Annotated in this window: 16 protein-coding genes; 2 read left to right on the top strand and 14 right to left on the bottom strand. The window is 50.7% G+C overall.

Going from position 1 to position 23,360, the window contains the following annotated elements; genetic code table 11:
* Positions 1–10: 10 nt before the first annotated feature.
* The 10 genes from P2W70_RS13880 to P2W70_RS13835 all read right to left on the bottom strand — a co-directional run bounded on the left by P2W70_RS13880 (position 11) and on the right by P2W70_RS13835 (position 16,299).
* Positions 11–685, bottom strand: a complete 675-nt coding sequence (locus tag P2W70_RS13880) for a GDSL-type esterase/lipase family protein (protein WP_276482077.1) — start codon at positions 683–685, stop codon at positions 11–13.
* A 1-nt stretch (position 686) separates the two neighbouring features.
* Positions 687–2,549: a sodium:solute symporter family protein gene (locus P2W70_RS13875; protein ID WP_276482076.1), complete on the bottom strand. Its 1,863-nt coding sequence runs from the start codon at positions 2,547–2,549 to the stop codon at positions 687–689.
* Positions 2,550–2,588: 39 nt separating this feature from the next.
* Entirely contained in the window at positions 2,589–3,263 is a 675-nt protein-coding gene (locus P2W70_RS13870; protein WP_276482075.1) for a GDSL-type esterase/lipase family protein, read from the bottom strand.
* Between the two features lie 49 nt (positions 3,264–3,312).
* Positions 3,313–4,707 carry a DUF5009 domain-containing protein gene (locus tag P2W70_RS13865; protein ID WP_276482074.1) on the bottom strand — a complete coding sequence of 465 codons (1,395 nt, stop codon included), beginning with the start codon at positions 4,705–4,707 and terminating at the stop codon, positions 3,313–3,315.
* A gap of 124 nt (positions 4,708–4,831) precedes the next feature.
* Positions 4,832–6,232 carry an alpha amylase family protein gene (locus P2W70_RS13860; protein ID WP_276482073.1) on the bottom strand — a complete coding sequence of 467 codons (1,401 nt, stop codon included), beginning with the start codon at positions 6,230–6,232 and terminating at the stop codon, positions 4,832–4,834.
* 104 nt (positions 6,233–6,336) lie between these two features.
* On the bottom strand, positions 6,337–8,010 hold the full coding sequence (locus tag P2W70_RS13855) for a DUF5018 domain-containing protein (protein WP_276482072.1): 1,674 nt from the start codon (positions 8,008–8,010) through the stop codon (positions 6,337–6,339).
* Positions 8,011–8,082: 72 nt separating this feature from the next.
* Complete coding sequence (locus P2W70_RS13850; RefSeq protein ID WP_276482071.1) at positions 8,083–9,789, bottom strand: RagB/SusD family nutrient uptake outer membrane protein; 1,707 nt, start codon at positions 9,787–9,789, stop codon at positions 8,083–8,085.
* Positions 9,790–9,809: 20 nt separating this feature from the next.
* The gene (locus P2W70_RS13845; protein ID WP_276482070.1) at positions 9,810–13,007 is read right to left on the bottom strand and encodes a SusC/RagA family TonB-linked outer membrane protein; all 3,198 of its coding nucleotides are present in this window, start codon (positions 13,005–13,007) and stop codon (positions 9,810–9,812) included.
* Between the two features lie 48 nt (positions 13,008–13,055).
* A complete protein-coding gene (locus tag P2W70_RS13840) occupies positions 13,056–14,918 on the bottom strand; it encodes an FAD-dependent oxidoreductase (RefSeq protein ID WP_276482069.1) in 1,863 nt (620 codons plus the stop codon).
* Between the two features lie 142 nt (positions 14,919–15,060).
* Positions 15,061–16,299, bottom strand: coding sequence for a n-acyl-d-glucosamine 2-epimerase (locus P2W70_RS13835; protein ID WP_276482068.1), 1,239 nt, complete (start codon positions 16,297–16,299; stop codon positions 15,061–15,063).
* A gap of 174 nt (positions 16,300–16,473) precedes the next feature.
* On the opposite strand from P2W70_RS13835, the gene P2W70_RS13830 reads away from it, so the two are divergent.
* Positions 16,474–17,709 (top strand): ROK family transcriptional regulator, encoded by a 1,236-nt coding sequence (locus P2W70_RS13830; RefSeq protein ID WP_276482067.1) that lies wholly within the window; start codon positions 16,474–16,476, stop codon positions 17,707–17,709.
* Positions 17,710–17,813: 104 nt separating this feature from the next.
* Positions 17,814–19,013: a copper amine oxidase gene (locus P2W70_RS13825; protein ID WP_276482066.1), complete on the top strand. Its 1,200-nt coding sequence runs from the start codon at positions 17,814–17,816 to the stop codon at positions 19,011–19,013.
* Positions 19,014–19,098: 85 nt separating this feature from the next.
* Here the strand turns inward: P2W70_RS13825 and P2W70_RS13820 are convergent, their stop codons facing one another.
* The 4 genes from P2W70_RS13820 to P2W70_RS13805 form a co-directional block, all read right to left on the bottom strand.
* The gene (locus tag P2W70_RS13820) at positions 19,099–20,718 is read right to left on the bottom strand and encodes an OmpA family protein (RefSeq protein WP_276482065.1); all 1,620 of its coding nucleotides are present in this window, start codon (positions 20,716–20,718) and stop codon (positions 19,099–19,101) included.
* A 113-nt stretch (positions 20,719–20,831) separates the two neighbouring features.
* Positions 20,832–21,593, bottom strand: a complete 762-nt coding sequence (locus P2W70_RS13815) for a glycosyltransferase family 25 protein (protein ID WP_276482064.1) — start codon at positions 21,591–21,593, stop codon at positions 20,832–20,834.
* Positions 21,594–21,605: 12 nt separating this feature from the next.
* A complete protein-coding gene (locus P2W70_RS13810) occupies positions 21,606–22,313 on the bottom strand; it encodes a polysaccharide deacetylase family protein (RefSeq protein WP_276482063.1) in 708 nt (235 codons plus the stop codon).
* A gap of 31 nt (positions 22,314–22,344) precedes the next feature.
* Positions 22,345–23,211: a glycosyltransferase family 2 protein gene (locus P2W70_RS13805; protein WP_276482062.1), complete on the bottom strand. Its 867-nt coding sequence runs from the start codon at positions 23,209–23,211 to the stop codon at positions 22,345–22,347.
* Between the last annotated feature and the right edge of the window lie 149 nt (positions 23,212–23,360).

The raw sequence follows: 23,360 nt of genomic DNA, 5'->3' as shown, positions 1-23,360 counted from the left end.
ATTATTTGTTTTACAGGTATTTTCCTTGTTTAAGTGCACGCGCCCATTGTATGTATGCCGCTTGTTTGAGGTGCAGGCCATCGGTCGTCTGCTCCCGCTTCAACTGTCCTTGGGCATCTTCAAATACCGGGTGCAGGTCGATATAGGGGTATCCGTATCTGGCAGCCACGACTTTCATGCGCTCGTTGAGCTCGTTGATCCTGGCATTGGTGATCTTCTTATAGATATCGGCCAGTATGGCCTCGGTTACCGGCAACACGCTTTGAAAATACAATTGCGTATGGGGCGCCAATCCTTTGACCCTGGCCGCAATCCGCTCGTAGTTGTATACGATCTGATCAATGCTGGTGCCCCGCTTGATATCGTTGACCCCGATCAGCAGGAATATCTTGCGGGGTTTGAGTTTCAGCACCTGATCCAGCCGGGCATACACGCCCCATGAATTGTCGCCGCTGATACCCCTGTTGATAACAGGGAGTCCGGATAACACTTCAGCCCAGGCGCCCACTTCGGTAATGCTGTTGCCCAGGAACACGATGGGACGTTTTACGGGTTGCAGGCTATCAAAATACTTAACTCTTTCTACATAGTACCCATTGGCATAACTACTATCCGGGTTGTCGGACGATTGGGCCAGTACCGGTAAAGCGAATGTCAGCAAAGCGGCTGTAAGCACTGTTTTCATATCAGGCGGCGGTGATTTTAAGACGATCGTACCAGGTGAATTTCAGGATTACCATACAAACGAGCCATATACCCAGGGCCATAAATCCGTAGCTGAAATAGCCAAAGACAAAGAATACAGGCATGATCACCATGCTCATTTGCCAGCAGATGCCTATCAGTACATTCAGCATATCCCATTTGAACTGGCGGTTGGGTTCAAAAGCAGGATCTTCCTGCTGCACCCATTGCAGTACTGGTTTCCAGAATCCCCAAGGTTTGGTATTGGCGTAAAAGGATTCGAGTACGCTCCTCGAAGCCGCCGGCGTCAACAGACAACCGATCACGCTGGCCGACATCGACAATACGAGAATGATGAAGAAAGAGATCAACGTACCAATGCCGCTGCCAAACAGTTCTTTGTAATCGGTAAAAACGTTGTTGCCGAGCCAGGCCATCAATTTGGGGACAAACGAAGCCGATACCAGGCCGGCCACCATGCCAGCGAAATAACCGTAGCCATTGAACCGCCACCAGATCCATTTGAGCACGTTGGCGGCTGCATAGCCACCATACAGGGCGGAGGAGATCCATAGGGTGAGGGAACTGAGTGAGTCAGCAAACAATCCAAAGATGCACCCGATCACAATAATGGCCACGGAGGTGAAATAGCTGCATTTTACATAGTGGCGCGGACTTTCGTTGGGGCGATAATATTTTTTGTAGAAATCGTTAACGAGATAAGCAGGAGCTGCATTCACAAAAGCCGAGAACGCACTCATGAAGGAGGCCAGCAAACCAGCCAGCACTACACCCCGGATCCCCGCAGGCAGGTAATTGCTTACTACCCCACTCAGGATCACTTCAAAGTCAGGTCGTTCCTGGCCTTTCAATGTCGGCATGAAGGAAGTAAAGGCAATCAATGTCAGCGCACTCACCATCATGAACAGGGGGATATACAATACGAGGTTGGTAAATCCGGAGAGCTTGGCTGCCTCCCAGGGCTTCTTCGCACTCAGGATACGCTGCATATCGAAACCGGGCACCGGGCCTGCCAGGCTCGCGAAGATACCTTTGCCAATCATCATCAGTACGAGCGCACCAAACCAGGTAAACCCATCCTCCCCTATTTTCTGATTGGCCTGCGTAAAGGAATCGCCCCAGTTCACATCGAGTTTCCAATCGGGCCAGAAGGAAGCCCAGCCTTCTGGTAGCTGCTGGTGCAGGGCGTCGTAGTCTACGCCCTTCACGGCGAAGATCACCACCAGCACGCAACTCACCACCAGGATACCGTATTGCAGTACTTCGGTGGCCACCACACTGTACATACCCCCCTTAACGGTATAGAGCGTGGTCAACGCTACGATGATAAAAGCATAGGTCTGCTGACTGGTAAGCCACTCGTTGGAAAGATCCCAGGGCAGGATATTCGCGGCGAATTTGCCAATACCGACAAATACATAACCAATGAACCCGATCACACTGACAATGGCGAAGATCACGACGATCATGTGCGCCATACGGCCACCTTTGTCGTCGCCAAAACGCTTGATGATCCAGTCCGCGCCGGTCATGGCATTGCTGCGCCGTATCCAGATGGCTAAAAAGACCATCACGAAGATCTGGTTCCAGATGGGCCATAGCCAGGGGAGCCAAGCGGCTTTGAAACCGTAGATAAAGAGCAGGGCTACATAAAAAGCGGTGCCGCTCACATCAAACATACCACTACTGTTGCTGAAACCCAGCCAGTACCACTTGATGTTGTTGTCGCCGAGAAAATAGGATTGAATGTTCTTCGATGCCTTCTTGGATATCCAGAATCCCAGGCCTATGATCACGACGAGGTACAGCAGGATAATGATAATGTCTACGGTGGAAAGATTCATGATAGAATATAGTCGATGATGAAATGGGTTTAAGGCAGGCTACAGCAATCGTTGTCTTTTCAGGCTGGCTACCCAGGCCTGGTACCCGAGGCCCGACAAATGCAGACCATCATAGGTGAACCGGGCATCGAGTTGCTGCTGCGCATCGAGCAGATCGGGATAAATGTTTACGAAGGGAACCCGCTGCTCATCCGCCATGGCCTTTAGGGCTTTGTTGAGTTCCATGATCTGTTCGTTGGTTCCCGAATAATACTGGCGACCAATCAACTGGTTGTTGATGGGAAACACACTTTGAACATACAAGGCGGTTTTCGGCGATTGCTGCCGTATAGCCCTGATGATCTTTTTATAATTGGCAACGATATAAGGTACGGGTATCTTCTTGTTGATATCATTGGTGCCAATCAAAATAAACAGCTTAGCTGGTTCATGCCGCACTATTTCGTCCAGGCGGCCACGCAGTCCGTAGGTGTTGTCACCCGCAATACCGCGGTTGATGGCCTTTTTGAATTGCAGCAATTCGGCCCAATCGCCCCAGTCGGTAATGCTGTCGCCCCAGAATACGATCGCTTTTTTTACCGGGGGCAATTGACGAAAATAAGCCACCCGGCTATCGTACAGGTAATTGTGGTAACTGCTGTCGACGGCCTGTGCCTGCACTTTGCTGCCCATGCCTATACACAGACCGCCTATGACAACAATGGTTCTTAACATACTATGGATACGTCTTTCCTGCAACATGCAATAATTTCTTTGTGATCGATCATGTTTTCCAGTACCAGCCCCGCCTGGTAAACCATACGGTGATCAGTGATACGAGGCCGGTAAATATTACACCACTCATAAAACCAGTCAGCACCTGTTGCTGCATCGTCAGGTAAATACTCATCGCGCCCGTCCATTTCAGCAAGGGCAGCAAGAGTAAATTGCCCGTCACATAAGCCACCATCGGGTTGCGGCCATTAAGCCCCAGGTAATACACGATGCGCGTGCCTGCCCGCGTGTACTGAAATCCATACAGGGCGATGAGCATGAAAAATGCCAGTCCGCCGGTTACCAGGTAATAACTAAACGTCGATGGATCTTTTTTGATCCCACCTTCCCAGGCTTCCAGGAATAACCCGAGTACCAGTAAGCCAGTGCCCGCCTGGAAGAAATGCCCTAGTAAAGGTTGTTGTTGTTTTTGACGACGAAGACATCCGTATACCAGCCAGCACAGCCCGGTCGTGAGGATAAGATTGAGCACCAGGTGCCGGCCGAAAAGCAAGATAACATTGGTGACGATGAGGCAAAACGATAATAGGGCTATCTGGCCTGTAGGCGGGTTGACCGGGACCTCCGTTCCGGCAGGCTGTAGCTTCCCATACTGAAGCAACCAATCTCCAGCGATCGTACCGGGTAATATGATAAAGAGGTATTTCAGGTAGTAGAATTTGTACATCCAGGGCACTGGTGACCACTGCAACACGTCTTCATTCCAGGAGCCTGCCCCTTTGCCTCCCACCAGTATGGCCATGATAAACAGCAAGAGCACCAGGCGCATCCAGCCATGGTGGCGGGTGAACCACCAGATGATTGTGCCGAAGAAGGCCATATTGCCCAACACGATGATAATAACATCGCTGCGATACAGGGAAAAGCCGTTGCCGTCTTTGAAGGGCAACAAATACATCATCAACGCTGCGGCTGCGAACGCGCAAATCCGGATGACGGTAAAAAGTTTTTGATAACGACCGCCCGCGGGCTGGTACAACTGAAAAAAGAGCAATACAAAAGCGGAGATGGATAGCAGGTAATAGATGGGTGATGGCTCGCCGGTCATCATGTTGGTGCGCGCATGTACAGTAAACAGCGCGAAGAATACCAGCAATATATAACGCCGCGCAGCGGCAAAGAGGATGGTACCGAATCCGACACCGGCCTGTTCTTTTTTGTGTAAGGCCAGCGGAATGGCAGCGCCCATACTGAACAGGAAGAAGGGAAATACGAGATCTACCCAGGTAATGCCGGGGATATCGGGATTGAACACATGGCCGGGCGGTGGTGTCTGTGCATGGTACATCCAACCAGGCAGTATGCCAAAGGCAATACTGCTCGACAATACCATGGCCAGTATGGCCAGGCCTCTTAACGCGTCTAAACTATGGTTACGTTGCATGGATCAATAGCGCTTCATGGGCCCGTGCGACGGGATGCAGCAGTAGTTAACTCCTGCAGGAAAGCACGAACACTTCCCCGCAGGAGATATCATTATAGCCGTACGGATAAAGGGTACTTCATGATTATTTGATGCCCTCTTTTACTGCATCCCAAAGCGGTTGCTTGAGGCGATTGTACTGAGGTGCATAGATGTGTACGATGTCGAACAACATGATACCACCGGAGGTATTGTTGAGTATATACTTGATAGCACGGGAGATCTCTCCTTTGTTGGGCCAGTCTACATTACCCATATCGATACTGGCGTACAACGGCATTTTATTGCCGGTGATGTATTTGGTACCGGCAATCGATCCCTCTACGCTCCACCAGTGGTATTTCAGGCTGGCGGTAGCCGAATTCTCCGACAATAGTATCTGGGTAAAATAATTACCCGTCATCAGCAGGTCGAGCTGCTCGGCATACCCATTCTTTCCGTATCCGGGATAAGCCCAGTCGAAACGGATCTCCTGGTCATTAAAGGGATCATACTCCTCGCTCGCCCAGTTGACGCCCACCTGGTAGTAGGTGGTATACCATGCGCCGACATACACCCCAAAATTGACATTGGGTTTGGTCGCCTTCACGGCTGCACGGGCTTTCTTGAAGAATTCTTTGATGACGCCGGTACGGTAGATCAGCCATTTTTTGTAATACTTACCAGTCGTGGCGGGCAATACTTGTCCGCTGCTGGTACGCCAGGTGGCAACAATATCCGTGGGAAACTTCATCCTGGCAGCATCGGCATCCTGGTAATTGTCTTGCAGGAATTTAATGAACTGCTCTTTACTGAAGTCGGAGAAGTCGGCATCGATATCGGTGTAGCGCGCATAATCGAGGATAAGACCGTCGATGTCGTATTTGCCTACAATCTCTTTGACAATATTGAGCGCCCGCTCCTGTATTGCGGGTTGTGCCGGATTGACGAAGGCGTTGCGGCCGGTACTCGTTACAGGCACCCGGTTGCCATTCACATCACACACGATGCTCTCGTATTTGCTTCTGAAAGCAGGATCATCGAACACCGTTCCGATCTGGCGGTTACCATCTCCCTCTACCATTGTCACGATGGAAGCATACACTTTGAAGCCCCGCTTGCGGCTTTCCTGGATCATGTATCCTACATAATCCACATTGGCCGGCAGCGACTTGCCATCGAGTGAACGCACTTCTTTGGTAAAGGCACTGGGGTACATGGTATATCCGGAGCTGCCCTTGCAATCGATCACCAGACCGGTAACACCACTTTGTTGCAACGTGTCGAGTACTTTCTTGAGTTGGGCGGTATCGTTCAGTCGGCCATAGGTGCCAAATACATTGGAGCGCGCATCGACCCAGGCGATCACATTCCTGCCGGGCTTCACGGGCGTCGTCGTATCGCCCCCACCACCTGTTGGAGGCGCCGGCGCATCCGACTTTTTACAAGCTACCGACAGGACCACCGTGGTCGTGAGCAGCAGGGCGTAAACAAGAAGTCTTTTCATGAGTAGCTATTTTAATAAAAGTAAAATCGACCGATCGTCCCCTACCGGCGCTGCAGGCAGGCTGCAGACCTGTAGGGGAACCTGCAACCTGCCAGCCGGTAATATTATGGCGCGTAGTTGGTGAATTCGTGGGCCATGATGCCACCATTCGTCAATAACATATACACCTGCATACGCTCGCGGTTATTGGAATAACCTACTGCGATATCAGCTGTACCGTTACCATTGGAGGTACCGGTCAGGGTTTGCGAATTGAATACATTCAAGGACGAATAGTTGGGATCGGTGGGCGCCAGGCTCATCATCGATGTACGTGTAACATCGAAGAGCGACATCTGCACCTGGTTCAGGTCATACGTGTTCATGTACCTTACAATGGCCAGGTAGTTGGCATTGTTGAACCGGTTGTAAGCAGTCGGCATCGTGAATACCACACCCGGCATAGCTGCCAGGGCACCTATGCGCTCGTGCGTGGTACCGCTCACCAGCGCTACTTCAAACTGGTAATTGATAAAGTAGTCGGCATTGGCCGTCGTGGCGATCGGCTGTGCCTCGGCATAGAAGCCCATGAAGGTAGAAGCACCACCGGCTACCGATTTATACGTGATCACATCTGGCGTTTGGCTCACGGCTACACCGTTCACGATACGCCATCTGTAAATAACAGCCGACTGGCCTGCGGGCGCCATGATCACCGCATCTTTGGTAAGGTCTCCATATACATTCACCCTTCTGCCCACACCACCGTCGCCGGTAATACCGGTCGGGTTGTTATTGGTCCACTCGATGAGCTTGGCGGGTGCTGCATCATCCACATTGTTATAGCGATACAGGATAAACTTACTGTTCTTGGGCGCCCAGGAACAAGCCAGGATATGATCGGCCGTATCACTGATCGTCTGGAACGATGTAGCGGTGAACGGGTTGTACATATCTTTGATATACGCTCCGGTGAAGCGGTTGAAGACGGCAAATTTAGCCGGCGTGGTACGACGGGTCAGGATCAGGTTGTCACCACTTACTGCCAGGCTCACTTCATTGTTGGCAGTGAAACCAAGTTCGGCACCTGCTTTGGTCCACAGTTTCCGGTTGATCCCTATACCATAGTTCAGCTTGACCGGTTCTACCGCCCGGAGGGTGTAGGTCTTGGGCACATTGTCGATACCCGTCACCGTAAACGGGACGTTTTGTGAAAGATTGACGGAAGCGCCATAGTTTACGGACGCCTTCGAATGCTTGTTGATGGAATAGGTCAGCGTGGCATTCGATACATCGGTGCCTGGCAATACATAAAACAGGATCTCGTTGGCCTGGACCACCGCTTCTATCTGCTGCATAGATCCATCCACCATCAATTCGATGGTCGCGCTGGTAACCGATACATCGCCTACCTTCTTCGCCATTACCACATATTTGTTCTGATTGCCGTTGCCAGCTGTCAGTGTCAGCTCTAACGGTTTGGTGAGGTCGATCAGTTTGCCAAGCGCCGGTGCGATGGAAGCATCGGTGGGAATGGTTGACCGGACGATCATTTTAGTAAGGTCCACTTCTTCGTCGAAATCGGGCGGCAGGAACCAGGGCACATCGAAATAGACGGTATCGTTGTTCGTACTGTAACGTGGTTCGAAGAGGCGTTCGCTGCCTTTACCATCGATGGTGAGGTAAATATCGCTTAAAGCACTTTGTTCTTTGCGGGGAACCGATTCGACCTTGCGGCAGGCCGAAAACACACCCGCGGCTGCCACCGTGGATATTATGACGGAGAGAAAATTTTTCATGTAATTAGTTTTACCGGTTTAGAATGCGGTCGGTAGGTGACTGAGGTGATCAGCCACCCACAACCTGCGTAATTACCAACCCTTGATTTGTGTAAGCGCCGTGTTATTCTGAAACTCCGAGAAGGGAATCGGAATATAATAAAGCGCTGGGGTAAACTGCCTGTTGACATTGTCGGCCTGTACCACTTCATACTTGAAGGTGCCGGCATTGGCAGTGACCCGGTGCCCGGTAAAGCGCACATTGTTCAACACGGTATGCGCTTTGCGCCAACGGCGCAGGTCCCAGTAGCGATGGCCTTCGAAAGCCAGCTCTACGATACGCTCGTGTTCCACAGCCGTTAACAGTTGTGCCGTGGTGCTGGCGGAGGTATTGGGCAAACCGCGTTTGTTGCGCAGGGTATTGAGGGCATCCTGCGCACCAGTGATATCATTCAACTTTGCTTTCGCTTCGGCCTGGATCAGCAGTACTTCCGCATAGCGCAATTCAATCCAGCTTTGTACACTTTTATTCACCACAAAATCATTCACGACCGGGTTGAGCATTTTGCGGATATAATATCCGGTCACGGTTTTGCGTGGTTCGGTGGTGGAAGCGTATTCAACGAGTCCCTCTGTGGTGTTGCTGGGTGTAGTATTGATCGTACGGTTCTTCCAGGCAGCGCCGTTGTACAGGATCGACGCGTAGAAGCGCGGCTCGCGGTTAGTATAAGGGTTCGCTGCCTGCGTGGCGTTGTTCCAGGAGAATTTGGAACCATCACTCATTTCAAACTCGTTGACGAGTTCGGCAGTGGGTACGCCATACACCAGGCTTTGACCGGGGGCATCACCGGGGGGTGTGAAGCCCAGGTCGTAATTGTGGGTAAGCTGCGGCGCAACATAGTCGATCTTGAAGATAGCCTCCTTCGTATTCTTATTGGTAAAGATGGAAGTAAAATCAGACTCCAGGGCATATACCCCTTCATTGGCCAGGTCTACCACTGCCTTGGCAGCGTTGGCGGCATTTTGGTAATAGGTTTGTGCATTGGCAGCCGACACACCAGTCAGTTCATCGGCATTGAACTGCTTTTTGTCGTAGTCGGCAATAGAGGCCGCATACAACCAGGTACGGGCGAGCAGGGCGTAGGCAGCCCCTTTGGTCGCCTTACCGGTACGGCTAGCGTCCCAGGTTTTGGGCAGGTTGTCGGCAGCGAACTGAAGATCGGCCGCGATAAACTTATAGCAATCCTCTTCGGAAGAACGTTGACGGTTCTTTTCTCCGTACTCGCTCAGGTTCTGCAGGATGACTACGCTGCCATGCAGCTTTACCAGCCAGAAGTATACATAGCCACGTATAAACCGGGCTTCTGCTTCGTATTGTTTTTTGGTGGTCTCGTCCACCTTCGCATATTTGGCCAGGCCATCCAGCAACTCATTGAGGCGGCGGATACGGGCGTAGCCGGATTGCCAATAGTTGAGTTGGGGGCCAGCTGCATTCACACGTGAGGCATCGGTGGCCAGAATATTGACCGTACCATTGCCGGCGACAGTGGAAGTGTATTTCTCAATATCCGACAAGGCATCGGTAGCATTGTCATATCCTATGGGGAAGGCGCCAAACTGGAATGTCTTGAATTCACTGTACATACCGTTCATATACAATTCCATATTGGCGGGATTACTCCACACGGTTCCTTCGGTGTATCGATCGGTGGGCAGGATATCTACTTTGCAACCAGGCAGCGTCATCAGCAGACCACCGGCCAGGATGCTTCCTTTTATATATGTATTGAACTTGCTCATAAAGTCAGAATTGTGGGTAATTAGAAAGTAATGTTTACACCTCCTGAATACATCTTTTGTTGCGGATAGAAGCCGTTGTTCACGTTTGGCATTTCCGGATCGAGGTATTTCAGGCTATCCCAGGTAAAGAGGTTGAAACCCGATACATAGAAACGCACCTGCTGCACCTTGATCTTGTTGAGCATCCGCTTGGGTAGTGTGTACCCTAGTTGTGCCGACTTTAGCCGCAAATATGATCCATCCCGGATCCAACCTGAGTTGGAGTGTGCGTTGTGCGCAGACAGGGAGGCTTTATAAGCGGTCAGACGGGGATACGCCGCATTTGGATTATCAGGCGTCCAGCTGTTTTCAACGAGGAAGTACGGCGAGTTTCCATACCCATAGAAAGTTTTGGTAAAAGGCGTATTGTCGTCTACACCACTGGTACCACTGGAACCTTCATAGGTACCTGCGAGATTTACATTCACCAGCGCAGCACCCTGAAAGAGGGCAGTAAAATCGAATCCACCATATTGCAGATCGATGTTCAGACCATACATCAATTCAGGGATATTGCTACGACCAACGAAAGTCATATCATCGGCGCGCGTCAGGCGACCATCACCATTCAGGTCACGGTATTTAAAGAATCCGGGAGCGATCACACCACCGCTGGGCGAGGCGCCATTGGCCGCTTCTTCCCAGGTCTGGTACATACCATCTACGACGAAGCCCAGTTTCTGCCCTACACTTCTTCCCACCGTGCGTTGCCAATCGGGCAGACCGGCACTTTCGTTCCTGCGCAGGATCTTGTTCCTGGCCCAGTTCAGGTTACCGGTAACGCCGTAACGCAGTTTACCGATACTGTTGCGGTGCCTGATCTGCATATCGAAACCCTTGTTACCCACCATTCCATTGTTGATGGCGGAAGGATAGTAACCACCCAGTGTGAGCGGATAAAGCGCACCCGGGTTATCAAGAATGCCTTCGGTTAATTTATAGAACCACTCGAAATCCAAAGCGAGCAAGCCATTCAGGAATACGGACTCGAAACCACCATTCACGACAGAAGCTGTTTCCCATTTGAGATCAACATTCGGTGGCGCACTGGTGTACAGGGCTGCCACGGGCTGACCGCCGATCACGTTGGAAGGAGAAGAAGTTAACAGGAAAGTTTGCAGGTACGGGAAAGCGCCTACATTGCCCCTGCCCACTTTACCATATGAAGCCTTCAGCTTCAGGAAGCTCACTGTTTCTGTGAGACCATCGAAGAATGCTTCTTTGCTGATGACCCAGCCGGCGCCCACACCTGGGAAAGCCTGCCAGCGGTTGGCCTTGATAAAATCTACCGAGGCATCGAAGCGGGTAGCCACTTCCAGCAGGTAGCGGTCTTTGAAACTATAGTTGAGACGGGCTACATAACCAGCGCGGGAATCATCTACACGGCTGGAACCGGTTGGAGCGATCTGGTATTCGGTCGCCTTGCTGCCATAATCGATCTCATGCAGATCGGTGAGTGAAAAATTACTGGCGCCGGTTGAGAATACGTTGGAGGTTTGCTGAGACCATTCATACAAAGCCAACATGCTGATCGTGTGATCGCCAAAGCTGTTGTTGTAAGTGATGCTGGGCTGGAAAGTCTTACGGGCATATTGACTGTAAGACTGGCGCAGTGTCGTACGCGTAATACCCGGCAGGGTATTGATCGGTGTATAGTCGCCGGATATCTGGTCACGACCACGGCCCATCACCGTATACGGAGTCAGCCAGCTTTTGTTCTCGGTACTGCTTTTATCGTAGGCTGTGAGCAATTTGGCTTCCAGTCCTTTTACCCAGGGCACTTTGATCTTAAAGGTTACATTGCCCTGGAAGATATTGGTTTGGGTTTTCTGGTATCCGGAGTTCTCCACGGAGGCGATGGGATTCACCCAACCGGCATTGCTGTTGTACGCCGTGGGCAACCCGTTAGGCGCATACATCGGCATATTGGGCAACATCCGTACACCCTGGTAGAAAGGGTTGAGGTAAGCCGTGTTGTCGGGAGAGATACCGGGTGTATTCGTTAATTGCTGACGCAGACCCAGGTCAAGTGCCACAGAGAATACGTCATTGAGTTCGGCATCGAGGTTGGTGCGCACGTTGTACCGTTTGAAACCGGTATTCTTTACCACGCCATCCTGGTCGAGCATACCTACCGAAGTAAAGTATTTCACCTTATCGGTACCACCGCGTACAGTGATGGCGTGTTGCTGACTGACGCTTTCACGCCCTACCAGCATATCAAGCCAATCGGTGTTGCCGAGCAAGGGATTGGTATTGGTACCATTCCTCACTTCATCGATCTGTTTTTGAGAATAGGTATAGGGAACGATGTTGGCGCCTACATGCTCGTTGTAATCATTGTCCAGGTCGGTACCCTTGTTGTACCACTGCATATAATCGGGACCATTCAGGAATTTGGGAAAGCGGGTATTCTGGTTCACGGTCACTGCGCCGTCGTAGCTAACCTGTGGCTTCTGGTTCTTACCACGCTTGGTGGTAATCAGGATGATACCGTTAGCAGCCTGCAATCCATATACAGCGGTTGAGACGGCATCTTTGAGGATCGAGATGCTTTCGATCTCACTGGGGTCGAGGTGACTGAAAGATGGACGTTGCACGTTGTCGATGATGATCAGGGGCGCTGATCCGCCGGCATAAGATCCTACACCCCGTATCACCAGCGAGGCATCATCTGCCCCCGGACGACCCGACTGTTGCACGGTGGTAAGACCCGGCAAACGACCGGCCAGCATATTGGTGACGTTCATCGCAGGAGCCTGCTTAAGTTGGTCGCCACTGATCTGCGATACGGAACCTACTACGTTACCACGTTTCTGACGGCCGTATCCGACTACTACCACCTCATCCAGATCCTTCAATGATTTTTCAAGGGTGATCTTCATCAGAGAGGTCGTGTTGGCGGTAATGGTAAGCGGTACATACCCTGTCATGGAGATTACCAGTACGGGTCTGTCGGCAGTAACGGGCAAAGTAAATTTACCCGTAGCATCGGTAGATACTCCCTGTGTAGTGCCTTTCAGTACGATCGATACACCGGCCAGGGGAAGATCATCGGAGGAGCTGATGATACCTGTAACCGATTTGGATTGGCCAAACGTCAAGAGGTGGTAGGCCATGAAGAAGGCGAGCAGCCAGATCCTGCGCCCTGCAAACATAAGATGCCGGAATTGTCTCATATACAACTGCATTGGTTAAAAAGGAGGTTTAGAATGTTAGGACTGGTTTTATTCCAGGCTTCCTGAAATTGAGATGCGCTTTTCAAAAGGATGAAGGAAATGATCGACCAATAAGGCTATCGCACGCCGGTTGAGCGTAGTACCGCCAGCATCACGGGGAAGGTTTATAGAAGCGCCGGCCAATGTGTCGTTCACGTGTAGTTCGGTGACGGCAACGCCGGCTGCGTTGAATATCTTAACCAATCCGGTTACCGTCAGCAGATCGCCGGAAGCGGCCCAGTAGGTATTCAGCACGGGATAATACCCGCGCAGCCCCTGAACCAGTTCATAGGCCGGCATTGGCTGTTCCGGATAAAACCAGGTTTGGTTGGCCCATAGATAAGGAACACCGGTGCCTTTCAGGATGCCAGTAGCCCCTATCTTTTGAATGGTACTGAACTGTGGATCGGATGTTAGCACGTCGATGAAAGGCATGATGTATCCATTCGCCCTGAGCAATTGCGCCTGCACTTCCCGTACGGCTAGTTGTGCAGGTTGTTTTTGCTGTTGTACACACAAAGCAGCCATTACACCAGCGGCCTGGCCAAGTTGCAACACCACTGGTTGCAGGCGTGTAGCGCCATTCACGATATTGGTAACACTGATACTTTTTTCGGCTACGATCAGCCCTTCCGTGTTGCGGGGTATGAGGCTGCCCATCGGCACATTGTAGGAAGGGACCTTTATCTTGACGAAATCGATGGAAGGCGCAGTCGGATTCTTCAAATGGTGGTGATCGATGGTATAGTCGCCAACCGCAATGCCGGTACGGTACAGCGCTTCCCGGGTATCATAAGGACGCGCCACGTGGTTGAGCGTAAAGGTCACGAGCCCCTTCAGTCTTCTCGACTCCCGGTGATAAGCGATCATGGGCAATCGGTCTTTTGTAGGAAATTCATCATCGGCCAAGCCCAGATTTTTATAGCCTAGTTCTGTTTGCAGGTAGTAAAGAAAGCGAAGAGTATGTTGTTTGGCCTGCTGCAACAAAACTTCTCTTTCAGCAGGTGTCTTCTCGATGAGGTTGAGGTAAATATCATTGCCGCATTTGGGCCAGTTGATCATGTACTTGTTGTTGGGCAGTCGACCATACTGCATCATGCGGAAGCAATTGTTCTGCGGACTATCGAAGGAAGCCGGATCGCTGACATCGCAGCTGCAGCCAAATTCAGCGACCGAATAGCCGGCAGGTTTGGCAATGGTCTTGTTGGCGCCTTTGCCATAGTCTTTCAGTACGGCCACATAGGTAAGGTCCTGGATGATGTCGTTGGCTTTTTCCGGTGCAAATGCCTCACCGGTCTCCTGCTTACTATCCATACCAACGGCATAAGCAGCGCCCGCCGCGGCGAGCACATCGCCCAACTCCGTAGCATCGATGAGGATGGTTGCCTGAATGGTGTGTTGCTGTTTGCCCTGGGTAATGGTGACGGTCCACTTGCCGCCTTCGCGTTTTACGGAGGTCCAACGGGTATTGTATAGGATCTTCAGTTGCTTCTCGGCACTGGCCATTTGTTGCAGGAGCCTGTTGCCGATATGCGGTTCAAAGAGGGTATTGCTGACCCATCCGGTTGCGACAGAATCGGGGCCACCATAATGTTTGTACAGCATTTGCCTGAACTCGCCCCAAAGGCCACCAGGCATGCGGTGATTGCCATCGATGGCTGATACGCCGGCAGCAGTGAGCATGCCACCCAGCCAGTTGGTCTCTTCTACGATGAGCGCGTTGACGCCCATCCTGGCGGCTTGTATACCCGCAGTCGTGCCACTGGCACCGCCACCAATGATCAATACCTCCGTAAGCAGTGTCTGTTGTCCGCGCGATTGAACAGTGCAGGCCAGCAAGAAGACTAATAAGCAATAGATCGTACGGCTCATTTTTTTTCTTATGTTTTATCAATGTTGACACGCAGCAATCATGGGCGTGGCAATCGTGAATTGGCAATCGTTATGAATGTGCAGGTCCTGATCTCTTCGCCTGTTCTAAACTTTCACGGACCAGCCGCTTACACCCGGTGTATCAACGGCCTGTTTTTATGTCAAGGGCTTCCCAGGTCTTCCACACCTGGTACAGCGAGCGGGGTATATGGAAACAACCTTTCCATTTACCACCTTTCAGATCGAGCAATACTTCTCCGCGACGGTTGAGGTAACCAAACCATTCGCCGTACTGCTCATCCCGGAAATGATCCCAGGTATATTGATGTACTTTTTTGAACCAATCGAGGCAACGTTCATCACCCGTGAGCGCATATCCTTTCGATAAGGCCACCAGGGCCTCCGCGTGTACCCACCACAGTTTCTGATCCCACTCGAGTTGTTGCGGCGGATTGCCCAGCACATCGAGGAAATAGAGGATACCGCCAAACTCTTTGTCCCATCCATACTCCAGCGTATGCAACATGATATCACAGGCCCGGCGTATCAGGGCTTCATCACCCATACGCTTGGCCAGGTCCATGATGAACCACATGGCTTCGATGGTATGCCCGGGGTTGATGAGGCGCCCTTCAAAGCTGTCGGAAAACGCTCCGTTGGGTTGCACGTTCTCCAGGATCAATCCATGCTGTGGCTGGTAAAACACGTCCATCACTTCGTGGATCACCGTAGGAATAAATTCATCCACCCGGCTGGCGCCCAACAAGTGCTCGAGTTCCAGCGACAGGTTGCACAGGATCATGGGCAGGCTGAATCCTTTCAATGGCCTGGTACCAGGATAGGCTTTATTATAAATGCCTTTCCAATTGTCTTTGCGACGTATGATGTTCTCGAATGTATCGATCGCCATCTCTTTGTAGCGGTCGTGCGGCGTGGCCTTGTCTAGTGCCGCAAACCCCATCGCAGCAAAACAATCACTGAATATGTTGTGAGGCTGTGTTAACGGCTTGCCGGCTGCTGTCAGTGAGAAATACCAGTTGCCCCCCGTGTTGTCGCGGCCGTATTTCTCCATGAAGCCGGCGCCTTGCAGGGCCATATCGAGCCATTCCTGCCGAGGTGCTATATTATTATACATGTGGCTGAAGCACCAGACCTGCCGGCCCTGTAGCCACATGAACTTATCGGTATCATACACACTCCCATCACGTCGAAGGCAGGTAAAAAAACCGCCGTTTTGTTCGTCCCGGCTGTGTTTCATCCAAAAAGGCAACACATTTTCCAGCAGCTCATCGCGGTACAGGGCAGCATAGGCCGCAAAAGGCCATTCCTTTTCAGGGGATACAGTTTCTAGCTGGCTTTGATTTCTAACATCCGACGCCATAAATCCTTGATATTATTAATTTGTTTTACTTTCGCTAGTAAATTTAATAATTAATTTATCAAACACGGACAGTTAGTAAATATTTTTATTAAAAAATCTAGATTAGCTCTTATTTAATATTTATTGGGCATTCGCTTATCTTAGTTAATGAATAAACTTTATCCCTTACCGGTTATGGCAGTTAAACAAAGCATATTTGAGATCTTTTCCGAAGAGAATACCTCGGGTGTGGCCTACAGAAACAAGGCCTTCAAACGGGCTATCATCAATCACCTGGATCAAACGGGTAATTCCACCATTACCGATCTGGCCCAGGAGATGAATATCAGTGTGCCGAAGATCACCAGCCTCATCAATGAATTGATGACCGACGGGCTGGTGCAGGATTATGGAAAGGAAGATTCGAAAGGGGGCGGCCGAAAGGCAAACCTGTATGGACTGGTAGCGGATTCTGCTTTTTTCCTGGGGGTAGATGTAAAGCAGTATTATATTAATATAGGTCTGCTCGATTTCAAGAAGAACCTGGTGAAGGCGGAAATGCATGTACCGTACGAGTTGTCCAATACCCGTGAGGCCTTTGACCAGTTGGTAAAGGTGATCCAAACGTTCATTTCGCAGTTGCCGGAAGAGCACCGCAATATATTGGCGCTGTGCCTCAACCTATCGGGGCGCATCAACAGCGAGAACGGCTACAGCTATAGTTATTTTCACTTTCACGAAGAGCCGCTCAGCACCATCCTGGAGCAGATCACGGGCATCCGCACTTTCCTGGAGAATGATTCACGCGCCATGGCCTATGGCGAGTTTCACAACGGCCTGGTGAAGGAAGAAAAGAATGTACTGTTCGTCAATATGGACTATGGCATCGGCCTTGGCATCATGATCGACGGAAAGATCTACCGCGGCAAATCGGGCTTCGGTGGCGAGTTTGGCCACATCCCCCTGTTTGCCAATGAGATCATCTGCCATTGTGGTAAGAAAGGATGTCTGGAGACAGAAGCTTCCGGCCAGGCATTGATCCGACTGTTTAAAGAGAAGATCGCGCAAGGCTCTACTTCGGTGCTGGTGCAACAAAATAAGATACCCGACAACCTGCGCCTGATCGACATCATCCAGGCGGCCAAGAACGAAGATGTATTGTGTATTGAACTCATTGCCGAACTGGGTGAGAAGATCGGGCGGGGCATCTCTGTACTCATCAATATATTCAATCCCGAGCTGGTGATCCTGGGTGGTATTCTGGCTGAAACAGGCGACTACGTACGGCTTCCCATCCGCAGCGCCCTCAACAAGTACTCGCTCAGCCTCGTCAACAACGACACACAACTGCATATGTCCAAGCTCCAGGAAAAGGCCGGTGTGATCGGCGGATGCCTTATTGCCCGCGATAAATTACTCTCTGTGCAGTAAAAAGAAGCACTAAATACCGCTAAATGGGCACTAGTTATTAAATACTTTTACTAAATTCGCAATGGTTAATAAATTTATTTCCTAATAACCTACCATTGCACGTCATGATTAAGAAATTAGTAAGGAATGCGGGTTGCCTGTCTGTTTTGCTGTCCGGCGCCCTGCTTACGGCCTGCCCTGCTACCGCCCAACAGCTCGATGCTGCCCTCAACCAACGTTTACTATCCGCGCCCCAGGGCGCCGTAGTGGAACTGCCCGGCGTACTCACCGAAAAACTACCCCAGATCGGCTATCGCAAGATCGTAATGCCTGGTCCACAGTACCTGATCTCCGATGATCCGGAATACATCCGCGTTCCCGAAGCGGTTGCGCTGCGGGAAGCAGTAACGCCCGGCACCGTTCGCCTGTATGTTTACAATGTCAATGGCGTGAAGGAACCTGCCAAGATCGAAACGAGAATTGCTGCCGTGATCAAAAACACGGGCAAAGCAGATATGCGCCTGCGCCTGTTGAAATACTCCTCACAAAAACCTACCACCAACTACTTTCTGGCTGGCAAGCAAGGTCTGGCAGATTTCTTTGCCGCTACGCCACAAACAGGCGTGCGTATCATCAAGCCCGGTAAAAGTATTGCGATCGATCCGGCGCAGGAGAAATACGTCGCCAAATATGATGAGCTGGTACACGGCTTCTATGAGCTTGTGATCGATCAGCCCGGCGAAGTAAGTGTGGTGCAAACGGATCTGAAAACGCCTGTCACTGTAGCGAACGACCGCATCAAGGCTGCCATCTCTTCGAAAGGGGTCAATGCAGGTCGTGGCATTTTTGGTGTATCTAACTACCGCGTACTGGCGCAAGACACCATCGATACGAAAGATGGCATCCAACAGATCATCATGGCCGATGGCAACCAGGATCCCTGGGTACTGGGTACCGAAGGAAATACGGGCCGCGTTGCTACCCTGGCCGGCAACTATGGTGTTATGTATGAAGTAGAACTGAAATGGAAAAGCACCGATGGACGCGGACTAGCCCTGGTGACCTGGAACTCCCGCGCCGACAATGGTCAATGGTGTGGTGGTATGGCCAATACTATGGTGGTGAGCAAGGGTAAGTTTAAAGAAGGTATCATTCAGTTACCCTCCGACAAGCTCGTGACGCGCAAATCACCCGAAGCCATTTTGGTGCAGGTGTTTACACCAGCCCCCAATGGGGAAGAACAAACCATTCGGTTTACCTATTCGCCGCCCGGCGCTTCCTGCCTCCCTACCCCACTGGTATTGATCCCCGTGGACATGAAATAACTTACTGTTACTTAATAAAAAACTGCTACTACTTGCGCGCTCAGGCTAACAGGTAGTAGCAGTTTGTATTTTAAGAGGCTCTTATTTAGTTCTTCAGGATCTTGAATTCAACACGACGGTTCAGCTGCCTGTTCTCATCGGTATCATTCGGCGCTACCGGCTTCGACTCACCATATCCTTGTGAGATGATCCGTTTTTCATCGATGCCTTGTGAGATGATGTATTCACGTACCGATTTAGCCCGGTTGTCACTCAACTTGAAGTTGTACTCATCGGTACCTTTACTATCCGTGTGCGCACTCATCTCGATCTCGATCGATGGGTTTTCCTTCAACAGCTTCACTACGCGGTTCAGCTCAACATAAGATTCCGGACGCAGGTCCCATTTATCGAAGTCGAAAAATACATTGTTCAGGCGCACGATGGCCCCGATCTCGATGGGTACCAGGTACAAATCTTTGTGGATCTCTTTATAACCCGCCTTGATCATAGAATCGAGATTCAGGTTTTCAGATATGGCAAAGAACTTATCGGCCGTCGCGCGGATCGAGTAGTTCTTGTCATAAGGTAATACGATCTTGAAAGCTCCATCCGTCGGACTGCTCACTCCATTGCCGGCAGGCGCGCCATCGGGTAAGGTTTCATATACCAGCGAAGCACTTAATGGTTCCTTCGTCTTCTGGTTGTAGACGTTGCCACTCACGAGAATAACGGGATTGGGCTTTTCTTTTTCCAACAACTTCACCCGTACGATATCACTTTCGCCATAGGTGTTCAGGTTCGTGGTGAGGTAAGCGTATTCACCACCAGCATCCAGGGTAAAGAAGGCATCCCAGCCAGTGGTATTGATGGGCGCACCCAGGTTAACGGGTTCACTCCACTTCTGCCAGCTCTTGTCCAAGCGCTTGGTCATCCAGATATCGTTGTCGCCCAGTCCACCCGGACGGTTGCTACTGAAATACATGGTGACACCATCTGCAGCCACATAAGGCGTCATTTCATCGTATCCCGGCAGGCTGATCTGCTTGCCAAGTGTTTTGGGTTCCGACCAGGATCCATCGTCCTGCAGGTGGCAAACGTAGAGGTCATTCAAACTGCTGCCTTTATCCGGTGTCATATATAATAACAAAGTACGCGCGTCGTGGGTCATGGTCGCCCCGGACAGCAAGCCGCGATCATACTTTTCATAGTTCTTGATGTACAACATTTGTGGTTCACTCCAGCGACCGTTGGTCTTGCGGTAGCTGAGGCTGACACCCTTGCCATGGTAACCACCGTCGATAAAGGCACCACGAATGAGGATCCTGTTCTTATCGGGCGATATCCAATACACAGCATTGTAGTGGGCGGTATTGAGCGGTGCCTTGAGGTGACGAGCTTCGCTCCACCGCCCCAGGGTATCCCTTTCCGAATACCAGATATCCTGCGAATTCGGAATCGAATTGTATTTGGTGTTGGCAGGATGGTTTTCGGTGATGAAGAAAAGCAAATTACCATCGGCGGAGATCGTAGGTCTTAACTCGGGCAGGTCGGAGTTGATATTGACCCCGAGGTTCTCGATCTTGATGATGGTGTTGGCATTGATGATGTTCTCTTTCTGAAGCTTGAGCCCTCCTGTTGTATCTATATGCGTAGGAGGGGTCGGTTGTGCGATGGCAACATTGGCCATCACAGCCAGTAGGCAGGGGATCATGAGTGTTTTCACGGGGACCGGATTTGCGAACAAAATAGGGTAAAAGTTCCGTGTTTGCCAGTGAATGGGCATAAATTGATGAAGGCTGTTGACAACCTATCATTTCACGCTGATAATCAGCACAATCAGGCGGTTAGCGAGGCCATTTCGTGTACAAAGGCGGTGCGCTGGTTGAAGAGTTTGGGGCGGCAGATATATCCTTTTACCTGTCGCTCGGCAATGGCGAATGCGAGGAGGTTATCCGGGTTGTAGGCCACTGGGGTCTGCCGCTGCAGTAGTTTGCGGGCGCCGGCCTGTGTTACCGCATAGGCATGGGTACAATCGTGAAAACCGGCTTGTGCGATGAGGGGAGAAATATTCTTTGGATAGTAGTTGGCGTAATGCTGGCGCGATAAGCGAAGGGCTGAATGAAAGGGAAACAGTTTGTACAGGGTTCTCTTCAGCTGTTGTTTCCATCCGTAGGTTTCATTGCGTTCGTAACCGAGGTAAAACACTTCCCAGTCGACTGGTAACGCTTCGCTGATTGCAGCAAAACGCGCCAGGTTTTCCAGGATGGGGAATGCATCGTCTTCCAGGATCAGTACGCGCTTATAATTGTTGAAGATGATCGATTCATAGATCCTGACATGCCCAAGTGAACAACAGAGCATGCCCATGCTCATTTCTGCCCGCTTCTTATACACATCTTTGTAGGCCCCGGAATCGTAGACACCACGCTCCTTCAGATCGGTGAAATCGACGGCTTCTTTATCTACGCCATAGAAGATCTCATAATTAAGCCCTTCCAGTTCGCGGGTGAAAGACGCTATTCGGTCTGTCAGCCGTGGCAGGGTCAATATATAGATCTTATCGAAGTAAGCATTGATGGCACTGAAATCAGGACGCATAGATCAACGTTTTCAAAACCAGCTTTTGCCTTTACGCACCAGTCTGGTAAATTGGCTGAAATTATTGTTGCCCCGTACATCGAGCCGCTGGATCAGCAAAGGATTGCGCAACGGGAAGGCATTCAACCGGTTGCCAATGCGGAAGGCGGCCGCTATTCGTTCGCCGGCCAACACATCGAGAAATTCGCGGACAGCTTCTCCTTTCCTGGGATAAGCACCATAGGGAAAAGCTACACAGGGTTGAAAAGGAATCCCTTGCAAATCGAGCGATACGGCGCATTGCACGAGGTCGTTGCGTACGGCTTCGGCATTGAGCGCCTTATAACTCTGGTGATCGTAGGAATGCAACCCATATTCCACCAGCGCCGGATCCATTGTACGGATATCTTCGATACTAAGGTAACTGGCTTTATTCAAAAAAGTAGGTACTAAAAATATATTCGCCTTCATCCGCAGCTGCTCCAGCACGGGATAAGCATTGGTGAAATTGTCGCGATAACCATCGTCGAATGAAATCAGTACTGGTTTAACCGGCAAAGCAGTGCCTTTTTTGATATGGCTGACCAACTCGCTCAACAGGATGGCAGTATACCCTTCCTGCCGCAGGTAGTGCAACTGCCGGGTAAATTCCTGAACGGGTACCGTCAGCGCATCGGCTGAGCCGTCGGCACTGATCTGATGATACATTAACACGCGCAAGGGGTACGAACGAAACGACACGCCAATTAAGTTTGAGGAACAGTTAAGGGTTTTAGTGATTGGGAACGTATAGCGCGGCTGCCTTCACTGGCTGCCCCAGGGTCCGGTTCAGTTCGCGGAGCTTGACGTACTTCAGGAAGTGATAGTAGGTAATGAATACCGACCAGTAGAAGCCCTGCATGCCGTTGAGGCAATTACGTTCCAACAGGAAGTATTTGAAGAAATTAAACGGCAGGCCGAACAAGACAGCCACCACCGGTTTGTTTTTGCCTTTACCATAGGATATTTCTGCAGACAGCGCGGAATAACGATTCAATTTTTCAATACACTGGTGAACATTGGTATAGCTATGATGCAAGATCGGTTGATCCAGTTTTTTGATCTCTCCCTCTACATAAAAGGTTTCATGTACTTTTTCGGGGGTTACGCCACCTTTCTGCCGGTTGAACAGCCGTAGAAAGTGTCTACCACTTTCCTTTCCGTGCTTAAACTCCTTGTCAAGAAATACCAGGTTCATGGGGAAAGAAAACCCGGCAAAGGCCGTGTCGGGACGGATGCTTCTGATCTCTTCGATGAGCTTATCGGAAGGGATCTCGTCGGCATCGATGCAAAGCACCCAATCATTGGTAGCCCGGGCGATGGCGAATTGCTTCTGGGCTCCGTATCCGTCAAAAGTTCTGGAATAAATATCACAGCCAAACTCGCGGCAGATGGCCACGGTGCGGTCGGTGCTGTAACTGTCAACGATCACGATCTCATCGCACCAGTCGAGCTTCGACAAGGTTTTTCGAATGATCTTTTCTTCATTATAGGTAATGATGACAGCCGTCACTTTAAGTTCTTTGGGCGTTGGTAACACCACTTGCATAACAACACCAGGAACCGGACCGGCAACAGGAAGGGGCTGTGTACTATTCATAAAAGACTGAGATTTGGGGGACTTATCCTGATAACACAGCCATTTAGTAGAAACCCCTAATCCGGCCAGAGGATATTTTTCGAAAAAGGCAACAAGGCACAAAGGCAACGGAGGCAACGCGGGGAAGAATAGACGTTTTGACAATCAAT

This window comes from Paraflavitalea pollutisoli (assembly GCF_029360705.1).
In the GTDB taxonomy this organism is placed as follows: domain Bacteria; phylum Bacteroidota; class Bacteroidia; order Chitinophagales; family Chitinophagaceae; genus Paraflavitalea; species Paraflavitalea pollutisoli.
This window is presented reverse-complemented; position numbering and strand designations above follow the sequence as displayed.